Source organism: Microcoleus sp. Z1_B2 (genome assembly GCF_036700325.1).
Lineage (GTDB): Bacteria > Cyanobacteriota > Cyanobacteriia > Cyanobacteriales > Microcoleaceae > Microcoleus.
Genome location: NZ_JAUBOQ010000004.1, coordinates 113,230 through 127,252, shown reverse-complemented (window position 1 = coordinate 127,252; position 14,023 = coordinate 113,230). Strand labels below are relative to the sequence as shown.

The following is a 14,023-nucleotide window of genomic DNA, read 5'->3' as shown; positions in this document are numbered from 1 at the left end:
TTTAGGACTTACGCACAGTAATAGTCCCGATTTTGACAAGGTTGTTACTTCACAAATTCCTGCTACTGAGTGATATTCTCCCCCTCCAATTGGAGGGTTTAGAAGAAAGAAGTAGCGTGTTACAATCAGAATGACAATCCCAATGTGGAGAAAAAAAGTGAAAGTAGTTCGCACAACTACGGCTATGGAAAGCCAACGGGATTATTTCTCTGATAGCGATAGCGATGCACTTGCTCGCGTTGCTTTTGGAGAAGGTGAAAACAGTCAGCAGTTTGGCGGTTTGAGTTTTGATGCTGACGGGGTTATTAAAGGTAGAGCATCAACGTTGTTCAACGTCACCGAAGAACAAGTGGAGAACCCTCAATACTGGATTGATTTATAAGAGATACCGACCGAAATTAAGTCTTCGCTCTTACAAAACAAACGTGTCACATTGTAATACCATTTCTAAAAAGTCTTGCTACAATTTGCATCGTTGGGTTTATTTCACGAAATCAACCTACTGTTGCTACTGTTGCATGACTTTTCATAAATGGTATAATTCGGAGGGGTCTAATTCGGATATGTCTAATAATTCAGGTGTCAAATCAAGGCCTTCCTGACACCTGAAGAGATGGCTAACGCCGTTTTTTGGACGGCGTTTTATCCGAAGAACGACTCTCAAGCGTCTGGTTGGCTTGAAGAGAGTGCAAATTGTTACCGGGAAGCAAGCTGTAAACCACTTTGCGCTTGCGAAAAACCCTAGTGCCATCTACAGGCATTCCTTGTTTCCAAGCGTCTGAAATCGCCTTTTTGTCGGCAGAAATTACGATTTTTGTTTCGACTCGGCGATAGGGTTCTGGCAGTTGAGATGGGTCAATCAAAACTTCACAGGTAGGCGGATTTTCCTTGACAGTAATGCGGCGGTGTTTGCCAATAACTTCGGAAGTTAACACGCCGCACTCGTTGAAGTAGAGAACGGTTTTGTCTAAGCGCTCTCTCCACCCCTGGAGTTTGTTGAGAGCTCTTGAATGCAGTTCTATCAAATACTGCATTCGCGCTGTAATTCCTGCAATTTCGGCATCAATTTGGTCGGCTAAGTCGGCATGGGCATCAACAGCGAGTTCCTGGGTTTCTTGGGTTTGCCAAAGGGATTGCAGCAGTTGGTCGATTTCTTCTGAGCTTTCTGCAGATTCTAGTTGATGCCAAACTTGAGCCGCAGTTATTGAACTTTGAGCAAGCGTCGCTGTGGCTAAATTCATGCTTAGTATCCTCCGTTGATGCAGGTGTGATAATAATCGCGGCGTTCTTCGAGTTGAGTAAGCGCAGCCATTGTTTCCGGGTCGGATTTAAGAGAGATTTGTTTGTCCTTTTGAATTTTGCTAACTGGTTGAGAATGAGTTAAATTTTGTGAGTTTGACTGGGTGATTTTTTGCATACAATTCAAAAAACTTTCTTAAAAATAGCGCGACCGCGCTCTTAAAAAAAGGAGTATTTAAAGTTATGAATTATCCTATAGTTTTTTACCCAAAAGTGGTAATGCAATTCTGCCATCAATATCCTTTGCCAGAGGCAACTTCTAGTTGTGCCACCTCATCCCAACTTCAAGAAACTCAACAATTCGAGCAACCTGTTGTTTTGCTGACTCCGCCTCAACCACCTGTGGTGTTACCTGTCAAGTTGCTGTGGTTAATTTGGGTGTTTTGGCTCTATGGTGCGATCGCACTTCCGCTATTAGCTATTTCTTGGGGTTGGCTGTGGTGGGAAATGCTGTTGGTAGTAGCTGCTTATTCATGTTTAATTGCGGCTGCTTATAGTTATGTGTTTGGTTGTCGCCAAAAGCTGGTATCCAGGTATAAGCAGCAAGTTCTTGAGTACAAACAACAAGAGATGTTATCCCAACAAGAGATATTATCCCAACAAAAAAGATTATCCCAACAAGAGATATTATACCAACAAGAGATATTATCCAACCAACAGCAGGAATTTTCTAGTTTTAAGCTAGGAAAAGAAGGGTTGCAGACAGTTTTTAAAAGTGTAAAAATTGACTTACATCACAGAAATCGAGCGCTCAAGGATTTGATGTCACTTCGGGTTAGTCCTAATGGCACATCTCAAGCTCGGCAAGGAGTGAGTGAACAACGCTTTTTGCAATACTTACAGCAATATTTCGAGGAAGTTGTCCAAGCAGCAGAGTTTAAAATTCCGTTATCTCAGAGGAGCTATTCAGCAGATTTTACTGTAATTCACACTCCATCTGGACTCGGAATTGATGTCGAGATTGATGAACCTTATGCTGGCAAATCTAAGAAGCCCACTCACTGTTGCGATGCTGACAGGGATATGCGCCGCAATCAATTATTCTTAGAGTGGAATTGGATTGTGGTTAGGTTTACTGAAAAGCAGGTGGTTCAGGCTCCTTTGAGCTGCTGTAAATTCCTGGCGATTGCGATCGCCTTTGTAACGGGCGATCGCTCTTATTTAAAGCAACTGGAAACTCAACCCGATTTGCTGAGCGTCAAACCTTGGACAACAAGAGAGGCAAGGGCTATGGCTAAAAGCAACTATCGCCTTACTTATTTACCTGGATTTGGTGTCGGTTCTGCTTGCGATCGGCTTTCAAAGTTTTGATTAAGCACACGCAATATCCGAGTTATTGACTGCGATAAATGTTTATAATTAATACAAAGGAGATAAAATAGATATGCTGTCATTTGAAGAGGGGTTCATTGAAAGTCAACAACTCAACCAAAGACTTTTGCAAACGATTCGCTTAGTTGGAGAGTACAAGGGAAAGCAGGAGTTATTTAAGCAACAAGCGCCACAAGTTTTAGGCACTTTGCGCCAAGCTGCGGTTATTCAGAGTACCGAATCTTCTAACCGCATTGAAGGAATTACTGTGCCGCTAGAACGGATTAAGAAATTAGTAACTGAAAAAACAACGCCGCGCGATAGTTCAGAACAAGAAATTGCGGGTTATCGGGACGTGCTAACTACAATTCACACCAATTATACCCACATTCCTTTTAGTACAGGGTTTATTTTATCAGAAAAATTGGGTTTAAAGCCCCGTCCTTCTAGGACGGCTTTAGTTTCTATAAAGTGTAAAGAATGATTAAACATACGCATTTTGTAAACATAGTGTTTCGTAATACGGTAAGATATTTGAATGATAACATTAGAGTTTAAGTTGAAAGCCAAAGGGAAGCAATACCGAGTCATTGACGAGATGATTAGGACGGCTCAATTTGTCCGAAATAAAACTCTTAGGTATTGGACAGAGAATCAAGGGGTTAAGTTAGTTGACCTGTACAAACAATGCGCCATTATGGCAAAAGAGTTTGAATGGGCAGGTAAGCTTAATTCGATGGCACGTCAGGCTTCTGCCGAACGTGCCATTTTTGCTATCCAACGTTTTTGGGCTAATTGCTTTCGCCAAGAAACCAGGAAAAAAGGGATACCCGCAGTTCAATTAGAGGGTTGCAGGAAAGGTGTCCGACAGTGGGCATTGATTTAATTCGCCGTTTATTGCGCCGGGAGAGAGATGCTGGGCGTTTGCAATGTCGGGGGCGAGGGGTAGATGCTCGCTGGCAAAAGCAGTAGCTACAGAACTTATGCACAAGCAACTGCGTGTTGAGTAGAATCATAAAACTCAACACTCAGTTGCAACTATTTATGCAATTAGTAAGTTGTACTGCATTTAAATTGTAGAGCTCAATGACCTTCAAAAATTGTCAAATCCTCTCTCCCTCGAACACCATAGACCAATATGCTTGGGTTAAGAACAATCTGACTTTTAAAAGATGCATATATTGCCATAAAATCGTAACAGAGATAGAATTCGTTAGAGAGCGTTAACCCAAGCGTATTGCACCATAGACAATAGAGTTGCATTGCATTTATTCGCTCTTCAATCAGGAAATTATCTGCGTTTATTTGCGTTGAGCTGTCTTGAATCTGCGGTTAACCTATTAATCAAAGATTTAGGCAATTCAAGTCTAATCTAGATGCACAACAGGTTATTAGTTAAGTGCTGCTTCTGCATCGAGTTTGTTAACCTGCTGTCGCCCGAACAATTCTTGTGAAAGTTCGGGCCACCTTTCCAGAGTGGGGTCTTTTGCGACTACCAACTGTGCTGCTTTCCTAGCTTGCTCTAGTATGGCCTGGTCGTTGATTAAATCAGCCTTGGCAAATTCTGGCAGTCCCGCCTGCTGGGTTCCTAATACCTGACCTGGCCCTCGCAATCTCAAATCCATTTCTGCTAGAAAGAAGCCGTCTTGCGAAGTTTCCATTATCTTGAGCCGCTCTCTAGAATTATTTGATTTGGAATCGCTTACCAACAAGCAGTAAGATTGTGCCGTGCTCCGTCCTACCCTGCCTCTGAGTTGGTGCAATTGTGACAAGCCAAATCGTTCCGCGTGTTCGATTAACATGACTGTGGCATTGGGGACATCAACTCCGACTTCAACAACCGTCGTAGAGACGAGAATTTGAGTTTTATGGGCAATAAAGTTGGCGATTTCTGTTTCTTTCTCGGCGGAATTCATGCGACCGTGTAGCAGCCCGATATTGACATTGCGGAAAATATTTTCCCTCAAGTACCGATGCTCCTCAATGGCGGCTTTGAGGTCAAGCCGTTCAGATTCTTCGACAAGTGGCAGAATGATGTAGGCTTGATAGCCCAGTTGGATTTGTTGTCGAATTATTTCGTGAGCTTTGTGGCGAGTTCTACTCGTAAATAGCTGAGTTTGAATTGGCTCTCTCCCCGGTGGCAGTTCGTCCAGCAGGCTGATGTCTAAATCGCCGTGCAGTGTCAGGGCTAAAGTTCTAGGGATGGGTGTGGCGGTCATTGTCAGAATGTGAGGGCTAATGCCTTTTTGCTGCAACTTGAGCCGCTGTTGAACTCCAAATCGATGCTGTTCGTCGATCGCCACAAAACCCAGTTTCTTAAAGCTTACAGTATTTTGAATCAGTGCGTGAGTACCGATTAGCAAGGGAAGAAGCCCCAAGTTTAATCCTTTGGCAATTTCTTGACGAATCTTAGCTGTTGTGGAGCCTGTTAACAGCGTTACAGACAATCCCAGCGGCTCAAACCATTCACTGAGTTTGCGGTAGTGTTGGGAGGCTAACACTTCAGTCGGTGCCATTAGTGCTGTTTGATAACCGGATTGAATTGCTGCAAGGATGGCGACTGCTGCTACTACTGTTTTGCCGGCACCGACATCTCCTTGTACTAAGCGATTCATCGGAGTTGGTTTGCTCATGTCTGACAGAATTTCGGCAATGACTCTTTGCTGTGCTTTGGTTAGGGTAAAAGGTAAATTCTTGTAAAGTTTTCTGAGCTGTTTTCCTGTTGAGTTTAGGGAGTATCCTGGCTGTTGTTGCAAGGTATATCGGTGCTGCAATAGCCTTAATTGCAAGTAGAAAAATTCATCGAACACTAAGCGGTGGCGGGCAGATTCGAGGGTATTGCTGTCTGGGGGACAGTGAATATGTGCGATAGCTTTTTGGAGAGCTATTAACCCAAAACGTTTGCGAAGTCGTTGTGGCAGCGGGTCTTCAATAAAACCAACACAGTCAAGTGCTGTACGAATACAATGCCGGACTAGCTCGTTAGTTATGCCTTTAGTTAAGCGGTAAACTGGTACAATAGAGGTCGTGCTGGCTTTAGCATCTTCAAAGCTAACAACTTTAACTGTTGGGTTGCTGATGGTTTTACCATAGCTATCTTGTTTGACTTTTCCTGTCACTAATACAATAGCACCTTGTTTGTAAAGTTCGGCTTGGTGGGAACGCCATAGTTGCGATTGGTAATAGCTGTGGTTGTAAAATTGAGTGCAAACTATTCTGCCGGTTTGGTCGCAGACAATCCATTTTTGTAATGTAAGTTCTGGTTTAGTACGGCAGTCGAAGATACTGTGGTTGATAATTTTGCCTGCAATTGTTACGCAATCTCCTGTTTTTGTCTCAGCAATCCGAGTGCGTTTGAAGGCGAGATGTTCTCTAGGAAAATAGTAGAGTAGGTCTGCAATGGTGCGAAGACCTAGTTTTGCTAATTTTTGAGCTTCTGGAACAGCAATCCCAGACAAATGTTGTAAGGTGAGAGTTAAATCCATATTTTTGAAGGGATTTGAATTGGCTGAGAGTTAGCCGCGAACGCGGCTCATTTCCCGAGGGCTAATCCATCTATCAACAAGGAGGAAAATTTTGGTTGGCGTGGCTGAATTTGGGTATTAAATTTGTAGGGGCAATCACCCCGTAGTTGCCCACCGCTGACGTGACGGGTAAGCACTCTTATAATTAGGGCTTGCTAAAAAAGTGTACAGAGTGGATAAACGAGACTACAACACTTCGGACAGTTTTCTATCGCTAACGGTATAATGAGGGTTTCAGGCTTTCGTCAAGCTCGGATACAAACGGTAGAATGGCACTTTCAGGCTCTCATTCAAAAACTGTCCGAAGTATTGAGACTAGACAGCTTGAAAAATAGTAGGTTCGTTGCCTAATTCCCAAATTTACCCAGAGACTTCCCTGTGAAAGTCCAAGGGTTTTGAACCTCGCTTATCTTATAACTTGTACTTGTTCGAGCCCAAAAAGATTGAAACCCTTATCTGGTCTGCCTTCTGTTTTTATTCAGTCAGCCCTAATTACGTATAGGCAAAATAATACTTTGATTCAGCAGCGCCACAAAACCTTTCTGGCGTAGTTTTTGGAATTTATAAGATTTTAAACAGAAGAGATTTATGGCAATAATTAAGACAGTTTGAGGCGCCTTTATTTAAGCATAAATGAGTAAAATTTCAATTTTTATTTAATTGGCTGGTAATCGGAATATTTCAAAGCCAAAGCCAAAAAAGGTTCTGTATAATACAAAGCAAGTTGATTGCTAGGGCCATTAAAAACTGCATCAAAGGCGTGTTCAGCCCAAGGAATTTCGAGCAAAATAGTACGCGCGGCGAAGCTATCCCGTAGGGAATCGCCCGTGGCTCGCAATCGTTCCTAGAGCGATCGCCCAAACTTAGCCTGAACGATATGATCGCGACCTGCATAAACCAGTAGGCAAGGGGGAAGATTGGGTTTAATATAATTAATGGGGGAAGCCCGGTGGTAAAGCTCATTGAGTTCGTTTGGGGTTCCTCCCAGAAAGGCACGCAAGACGGCTCGAACGTCGATCGCATCAGGAAAAGATGGGTCATTGTATCCCCCAATAAGGTCGTTTGGCCCGTAATAGTTCACCACTGCTCTAACTGGAAGCACACTAGAATCATAAGCAGTTAGCATTGCTAAATGGGCACCTGCAGACCTTCCCATCAAAGCAATTCGATCGAGATCGATGGACCAATCACCAGCATGAGTTTTGATATAGGAAAGAGCGGCTTGTACATCCTCAAGCTGAGCAGGAAATCGATACTTGGGAGCGTGGCGGTAAGCAATTGCAACCACACAATAGCCTTGGGCGGCCATGTAGCGGCTGAATTCCTCATTGGAATCGGGATTGCCTCTCTGCCAAGCTCCCCCGTAGAGTGTGATAATCGCCGGATATTTGCCAATTTCCACCGGCCGATAAAGGTTTAGTTGCAGTGAAACTCCGTCAGGGTTGGCAAATCCAATAGCCCGATCGATCCTAACCTCTCTAATCGGAATTCCCCGGAACGCATCTGCTAGGATAAACGGTTGAGGGTGTAGCTGCGCGCGTAGAGCTTGAGGAACGGTTGCTAAATAGTTTGTTCCTAGAACTGCTTGCATTTCGGTAGCTATTGCTGCATTGGCTTCTGGGAATTGCATCAGGGGAAGCAGGCTCAGAATTAGGGCGAACAGGTTACAAATCGGTAAAATAATGTAGACTTTGCGTTGATGTCGTCTGGGCCGGTTCAGCAGAAGGGCGATCGCATTGATACCGACTAACCAAGGACTAATTTCTGGTGCTCCCACCGCCAAAGGGTACAGAAACAGCGTGGGTGCTGGTACGATGACCCATAAACTGAGAAATAGCGCGATCGCACTCAAGAACCAAGGGATAAATTGCGAGATTAAGAACGCTGCCAATAATGGTAACTTTTTGCGGCTATTCTTGGGGAGCATCGGATTTTCTGCTCCTAATTTTTAATCAGCTTAAACTAATATGGCGGTTACTACTAAGTGTGAGGTATGGTAGCAGTAATCTGTAAACCAGCTAGCCAGGATTTGAGAGAGAATTAAGTAGGTCAAAGATACAGAACGATAGTTCACGCCTACACGCATTTGTAGGACAAAACAGTTCCGGTCAAGCATCAGTGTTGCAAACATTGCATTATCTTAGTTTACCAAATTTGTGCAAATAGGGCAGAAGCGTTTGTGGTTCTTTTGCCTCTTGATTGTTCTCTCAAAACTTTTGTCTGCAACCCAGCATTCTGCCAGAACAAATTTTATTCCGCGTTCTCGGGCTGCGCCGCAAAACTTAGCCCCTCTGCCTTTTTTATGCTGATAAAGCCTTTCGTCCAAATCTTTAGTCCAGCCGACATAGTGTTGAGACGGACGAGTCGGACATATCGGCTGCTCAAAGTGCAGGAGATATACATATCCTGCTATTGTGTTTGCCATTTTTGAATGTGGTTTTAATGTTGGCTATTGGCTGCCGGAGAAACAAACTTGTCTCTCCGGCATAATTGAATTACCAGTCGATTTTTAGCTCGCAGTTTTTGTGGCTGCCGTTGCTGCTACCATTGCTGCTGTCGTTGTTGCTGTCGTTGTTGCTATCGTTGTTGCTTTCGAGAGGGAATTGGAAGTTTAATGCCAGCAGTTCTTGTTCAATAATTGACTTTCGATCTTGGACTTTTTTGTCTCTCACAAGTCGCAGAGCGTGGATTATTTTGTCGAGCGTTTGATAGCTTGTTTGTTGAAAATTCAGTACAAGTGTTGTTTCCTTGCCCATGATGTACAGTTCGTTTTCTGTTTGGTGGACGCAGGTTAAATTATTGAAGTAATAGGTGTAGGTTTGCGATAGTTCCATTTTTTTTTCCGATGCTTTATTTTTGGGCGCGACAGCGCTCATAAATTTGTTTTTTCGTAAATGTTAGTGAGTACGATAAAATGTATAAATAATTTATTTTTACCCATGTTGACTCACAAATTATTTGAGCAAGCACGGCCTCAATTTACTTAATAGTTACGCCAAAATAGTTGATAAATACGTTAAAAAAGCTGTCAAAATTAGTGGTAGCAATATCAGTAATTGGTATTCCTGCCTGGTAAGAATAATTGGGGGGATAAAACGGTTTACCCACCGTTATCAAAACCCTGAGATGCCAGAACTACCCAGTAATTTATGTCGCAACCAGGAAATTTGTTAGCTAGCGCTTTTATTTAATAAAAATCAAATTTTTAAGTGGCAATAACTAATCCAGTTCGAGGTTTTGGGTGTGCGGTTTATGCTGTTGGTGATTTTGTTTATGAGTTGGCTGTTCTTGTTCAATTAATTGTATCCAGATATCATTCCAACTTGACGGTGGATTGACAAGTTCTGCATCCGGTAGCAACGAGATCGCATTTCGAGCGAGCTGAGAATTTTCGGCAATCGCTATAATAACGCTATCGAGTTCTTGTAAGAATTGTATAGGTAGTTGTGAAGCTCGTTCAATTCCTAGGTAAATTGTGGGTGGTGCTGTTGTAGAGTTATCCTGTTCAATAAGCAAAAGTGAAAGGGCTTCGATTGGGTTACAGGCAATTACAGCTCGCTCAATTTCTCCGGTAGTGGCTACCCAGAAAGCAGCTTCAGATGACAGGGGATGGGTTGTAGTAAAGTTGCCTCTTTCATCGAGGACAAAAGCGAGCCTGGGTTCCCCCTCAAGCGTCCGTCCTGTAAAGACAGCCTTTTCTGAGCCGGCATACAGCCAAGAATGAGAGTGCAATAAATCGAGCAATTCTAAAGGTAAACTGTACTCGACTGCTAGATGCGATCGCACTTTTTGCCACTGAGTTTCATTCCTTTCAGGCAGGATTGACAGTTGTAACTCTAGCTCATTTGCTGTTGCAGGAATTGCAGGTGTAGTTGTTTCTAGCTCAGATTGTGACGACTCTAACTCATTTGCTGTTGCAGGAATTGCAGGCGCGGTTGCTACTAACTCGGATTGTGACGACTCTAACTCATTTGCTGTTGCAGGAGTTCCAGGTGCGCCTGCTACTAACTCGAATTGTGACAACTCTAATTTATTTTCTCTTGCAGGAGTTGCAGGTGCGGTTGCTACTAACTCGGATTGTGACGACTCTAGCTCAGTTTCCTCTGCCTCACTGAGGGCGATAGCTAAGTGTTGTGGCTGCATTAAAGCCTCAATTAGGGCGTTATCTCGCCCTTTGTCATAGCTAACGCCTCGATGCTTCTGCAATCCAGAAAAAGTGTAGGCTTTACCCAACTGAGTGCCACTTAAAGCGACCCCATCTAAATTGTAAGAAATGCCTTTACTCAAGCCGATTCCAGTTCGAGTCAATCCGACTTGCACCTCTACGCCTTGTTGCTGCAACCGCTCAACGAATTCTGGCATACTTGGGTTGTCTTGGGTAACTTCATCAATTAGGTCTTGTAATTGCACCCTGACGCTCTGGTTTCCCTTGCTTTTTAATTGCCTGTGTTCTCCTGTAGTCTGAGCTCGTTTGTCTGTTTCCCAACTGGGTGTAACAGTTTCCAGGCTGTAGTTCCGTTCGAGTTGGCGAATAGTTTCTTGGCTTTTGTAATAATCCCAGCTATCGTCAACGACACCTCCATCTAGACAAATGCGACTGGCGACGATGTGAATGTGGTCGTGTTGTGTATCGCTGTGCTTGACAACTGCGTATTGGTTGTTGTCAAATTCCATCGCTTTCATGTAGTTGGCTGCAATCGCCAGCCAGCGTTGGTCATTTTCTTCAGAATCTTCTAGTTTTTCGGTGCTATCGACAGATAAAGTGGCGTGAAAAACTGCTACTTTCAGGTTAGGTCTTAGTTGTCGGGCGATCGCAAATTCAGCAGCCAGTTCTTCAGGAGTTTGTCCGCACATAGTACCGCCAATTAGAGCGGCGTCTTTTTTGCCCAGCACGTAGTTCAGACAGCCCCGAAAGCCTGTACCTTTAATTTGTTTGCCAATCATAACCGTTTCGCAGTAGGTTTATTACATCAATTTCTCAGGCTTGTTAAAAATTAGCGGACTGTAGAATTGGTAAGGTTTGCAACTATTGCTTTAATTGTAGCTTGGTTCTCTCGAATGAGTTGCTGTACGCTTTCTAAGAGTCCTTTATTGACAACAACTGGTTCTCCCAATGCCACAGCACTATTGCAAGCTTTAGTAATTTGATTGAGGTTGTTTCCTGCAATCCTCAATTGGGTATCAATCTTGCACAAAACTTGATAGGCTTTCAAGTCAAATGCAGCTAGAGGGCGTGGCATGGTTCTCCTCAAAGCTGCACGGCGCATGAAGTCGCTCATGCTTAAATTTACTTGCTCTGCTCTTGCTTTGATTTGATTGTAGTCAGAGTCAGTTAGGCGAATGTGAATATGGTTGGATAGCAGCTCTCTAGGTTTGACGGACGGTAAAGTCTTCATAGTTTTTAATCAGTAAAAACCTCTTACCAAGATACAAGTTAACAACTGTAATCGACAAGCGCTATTCAGGTGATTTTATCCCCCCCAATTGGAGAGGGCTGTTTAGACAGTTTATTAAGGTAGAGACTGAGTATAATTTTCTTTATTTGTATAGAATAGTGGATTTAGGTGCGATCGCACTTGAATAAGTGATGAGCTTGTTGAATTGCTTTTGAAGCATTTTCTCCCTCTAATTTCTTAGAGCTATAGAATATTCAGCTTAAATCGTAGTACAAATAGTTACAGTTGTCATTAAAGCTAAAGAAAGTATTAAACCCGACCTTACGGTTAGGCTTCCGTAAAAGGAGGGTGCATTATTTCTCTTCCTGCACGTAAAAGTGCGGTTTGTGATCACAAAACCATTGCTTGCTACTAATCAAGAACAGCCAAAAGCAGCCTCAACCAGCAAAGGCAGTCTCTGCACAAAAAAGCAGTAATTTGACCGAAAAAGTCAGGCATTTGCAGGATATTTACAGGGATTTGCAGGTAAAGTGCACCCCCTGCAAATACCTGCACTTGCCTGACTTTATACTGCAAATCCCTGACTTTATACTGCAAATCCCTGACTTTAGCTGACGCAACAATTAGCTAATTTTTTAGCGTTTTTAACAACAAGTGGATTGACTTAATAGTCAAGTTGTGGCATCGGAATTGAATAAAAAATCAAGTTGAGCAAGTGTGAGAAAATTGGCAGGTAGCTAAAATTTATGAAGTGATTTTGTAGTGTAGTACCCACTATGCCAGCAATAAAGCTGAGGCTGGACTATCTGGTTTTTGCGTTCCGTTGAGGCTGTTCGCGAGTGTAAGGCTTACCTCGATCGAGTGTCCGCTGCTGTCTATTGCTAGCAGTTAACTACTAAACTACCATCGCCAGCCTTTCAATTCTTTGCAAGAGCAAGCGAGTGCGACCTGAATTTTTAGCAACGGGTGAGAGGAAAGCAGGCGCGATTTCGCACAGATTTGCAAGCTCGGCTCGAAACCATCCTGATAAAAATGCTTTCACTTCATAGTCAGCTTGTTGCACTTCCTCGAACAAACTAAAACGCCCGTCAAGCAGTGCCACAATGTCTTCAATATCAGAACTAAAATAAAAGTTACCCCCGCCTCTACCCATGAAAGCTTCTATTTTGGAAGCGAGGAGATAAGGCGTTGAAAAAATTAGGATTTGCCTACCACTTGGAAGTTGGTAGCGAATAGAGTTAGCAATGCCCGGCCTGTACCAGCGATTGGAAAACCCTAATACAGAGGAGTCGCACGGCATGACATCAATTGAAATGCCCTCATACTGCCAGCGACATAGGGGTGCACCTGATTCTGTAGTCTCTTGAAGCCCAAGGGTTCGCAACAAGTTCGAGAAGTTGTAATATTCAGCTCTGGACATGATTTCGACAACACAATCAACATCATCGGTAGGTCGAATGTCAGGAGCAGCCACTTCGTCCAGATACAGGGATATCGTTGCTCCTCCTGTGAAGACGATGGTAGTGCGTACTTGAGAGAGTATCCGGGCGACTGTTTCCAGCATGAATATCTGCTGATTCATAGAGCGACGATCCTCTTTTCAAGTTCGCTAGCGGCTAAACGTTGCTCCCGCACCCGACCAACTCGAATAGCGTCAATCAAGCTGAGCAAGGCGTAGAGTTCTGGATCGTTACTGGCAGCTTGGGGGACTGAGCGGTACAGAGGCGCGATTGCCTGCCCTCTCACGACACCTTGAGGGTCAGGCCAGACGTAAACCTCAGACGGTGAGGCAACCAGCTTGCTTTTCAACGGCTCAGCAGAATGTGCAGTTGGCAATCCCCGCGAGAGGGGGCCTGGCTGGGCGTAGAATACATAGCGCAACCCGTGAACCAAGAATTCCAACACCGCTTGCTTCAAAATTTTCCGCTCGGAGCCATAATACAGACCCGCAGCTTCAGAACGCTCAAGGGCAGCATGAACTTCTGATGCGCTCATGCCCAAGCTTTGAGCGAGAGAACTGTACGTCCAGTTCGTTGAATCCCAACTGTGGACTTTGAGTATTGCAAGGATATCTTGGGGTTTTAGCATAGCGGATGAGCGAGCGCATTGTTTCCTTTATTCTATATTCGCGAATAGCGAATAATTAAGGTGTGGCGACTTTAATTTACTGCGAGGCGTTCGTTGAAGGGCAATCGCCATGTAGCCAATACAGCGCTCGCCCCGGCCGCTTGAAGCCGTTGTAGGTAGGAGCGATCGCACTATAAGTTTCAGAAAACTTAGCCGGAACTTTCCTTTACCGGTATCGGTATAAATATATCTCCCAACATTGCTATTGCTACGACTGTTCCTCACTTTTTTTCCTAGCTTCCTATCAGGCATAAAATTTAGTTTACAAGAGAGCGAGTGAGGTTCGCTCCGCTAAGCGTGCGATCGGGACAGTTGGGGCAATTGACGCCGATGCTGTCACAAGGGTCTCCACAACAGCAGGAGCAA

General features: G+C 43.9%; 15 protein-coding genes. 4 read left to right on the top strand and 11 right to left on the bottom strand.

Annotated features, from left to right (window positions below; translation table 11 throughout):
• The first annotated feature begins 157 nt into the window (after positions 1-157).
• Entirely contained in the window at positions 158-382 is a 225-nt protein-coding gene (locus QT984_RS03575) for a hypothetical protein (protein WP_015179627.1), read from the top strand.
• 235 nt (positions 383-617) lie between these two features.
• On the opposite strand, the gene QT984_RS03570 is transcribed toward QT984_RS03575, so the two are convergent.
• Both QT984_RS03570 and QT984_RS03565 read right to left on the bottom strand, forming a co-directional pair.
• Positions 618-1,241: a siphovirus Gp157 family protein gene (locus tag QT984_RS03570; RefSeq protein WP_333148362.1), complete on the bottom strand. Its 624-nt coding sequence runs from the start codon at positions 1,239-1,241 to the stop codon at positions 618-620.
• Between the two features lie 2 nt (positions 1,242-1,243).
• Positions 1,244-1,417, bottom strand: a complete 174-nt coding sequence (locus QT984_RS03565) for a hypothetical protein (RefSeq protein WP_015179625.1) — start codon at positions 1,415-1,417, stop codon at positions 1,244-1,246.
• Between the two features lie 65 nt (positions 1,418-1,482).
• Here QT984_RS03565 and QT984_RS03560 point away from each other — a divergent pair, with 65 nt between their 5' ends.
• The 3 genes from QT984_RS03560 to QT984_RS03550 all read left to right on the top strand — a co-directional run bounded on the left by QT984_RS03560 (position 1,483) and on the right by QT984_RS03550 (position 3,496).
• On the top strand, positions 1,483-2,610 hold the full coding sequence (locus QT984_RS03560) for a hypothetical protein (protein ID WP_333148364.1): 1,128 nt from the start codon (positions 1,483-1,485) through the stop codon (positions 2,608-2,610).
• A gap of 73 nt (positions 2,611-2,683) precedes the next feature.
• Positions 2,684-3,094 carry a hypothetical protein gene (locus tag QT984_RS03555; protein WP_333147739.1) on the top strand — a complete coding sequence of 137 codons (411 nt, stop codon included), beginning with the start codon at positions 2,684-2,686 and terminating at the stop codon, positions 3,092-3,094.
• A 54-nt stretch (positions 3,095-3,148) separates the two neighbouring features.
• On the top strand, positions 3,149-3,496 hold the full coding sequence (locus QT984_RS03550) for a transposase (protein ID WP_333147741.1): 348 nt from the start codon (positions 3,149-3,151) through the stop codon (positions 3,494-3,496).
• Positions 3,497-4,001: 505 nt separating this feature from the next.
• Here QT984_RS03550 and recG read toward each other — a convergent pair.
• The 9 genes from recG to QT984_RS03505 form a co-directional block, all read right to left on the bottom strand.
• Entirely contained in the window at positions 4,002-6,095 is a 2,094-nt protein-coding gene (gene recG / locus QT984_RS03545; RefSeq protein WP_333147743.1) for an ATP-dependent DNA helicase RecG, read from the bottom strand.
• A 691-nt stretch (positions 6,096-6,786) separates the two neighbouring features.
• Positions 6,787-6,972 carry a hypothetical protein gene (locus tag QT984_RS03540; RefSeq protein ID WP_333147746.1) on the bottom strand — a complete coding sequence of 62 codons (186 nt, stop codon included), beginning with the start codon at positions 6,970-6,972 and terminating at the stop codon, positions 6,787-6,789.
• Positions 6,973-6,978: 6 nt separating this feature from the next.
• Positions 6,979-8,061, bottom strand: coding sequence for an alpha/beta hydrolase (locus tag QT984_RS03535; RefSeq protein WP_333147748.1), 1,083 nt, complete (start codon positions 8,059-8,061; stop codon positions 6,979-6,981).
• A 213-nt stretch (positions 8,062-8,274) separates the two neighbouring features.
• Positions 8,275-8,559, bottom strand: coding sequence for a GIY-YIG nuclease family protein (locus QT984_RS03530; protein WP_333147750.1), 285 nt, complete (start codon positions 8,557-8,559; stop codon positions 8,275-8,277).
• A 70-nt stretch (positions 8,560-8,629) separates the two neighbouring features.
• On the bottom strand, positions 8,630-8,968 hold the full coding sequence (locus tag QT984_RS03525; RefSeq protein WP_333147752.1) for a hypothetical protein: 339 nt from the start codon (positions 8,966-8,968) through the stop codon (positions 8,630-8,632).
• 385 nt (positions 8,969-9,353) lie between these two features.
• The gene (locus QT984_RS03520) at positions 9,354-11,078 is read right to left on the bottom strand and encodes a relaxase/mobilization nuclease domain-containing protein (RefSeq protein WP_333147754.1); all 1,725 of its coding nucleotides are present in this window, start codon (positions 11,076-11,078) and stop codon (positions 9,354-9,356) included.
• 50 nt (positions 11,079-11,128) lie between these two features.
• Entirely contained in the window at positions 11,129-11,530 is a 402-nt protein-coding gene (locus tag QT984_RS03515) for a plasmid mobilization protein (protein ID WP_333147757.1), read from the bottom strand.
• A gap of 895 nt (positions 11,531-12,425) precedes the next feature.
• A complete protein-coding gene (locus QT984_RS03510; protein WP_333147759.1) occupies positions 12,426-13,112 on the bottom strand; it encodes a hypothetical protein in 687 nt (228 codons plus the stop codon).
• A complete protein-coding gene (locus QT984_RS03505; RefSeq protein ID WP_333151769.1) occupies positions 13,109-13,618 on the bottom strand; it encodes a hypothetical protein in 510 nt (169 codons plus the stop codon). Before QT984_RS03505 ends, QT984_RS03510 begins: the two co-directional genes overlap by 4 nt.
• Positions 13,619-14,023 lie beyond the last annotated feature (405 nt).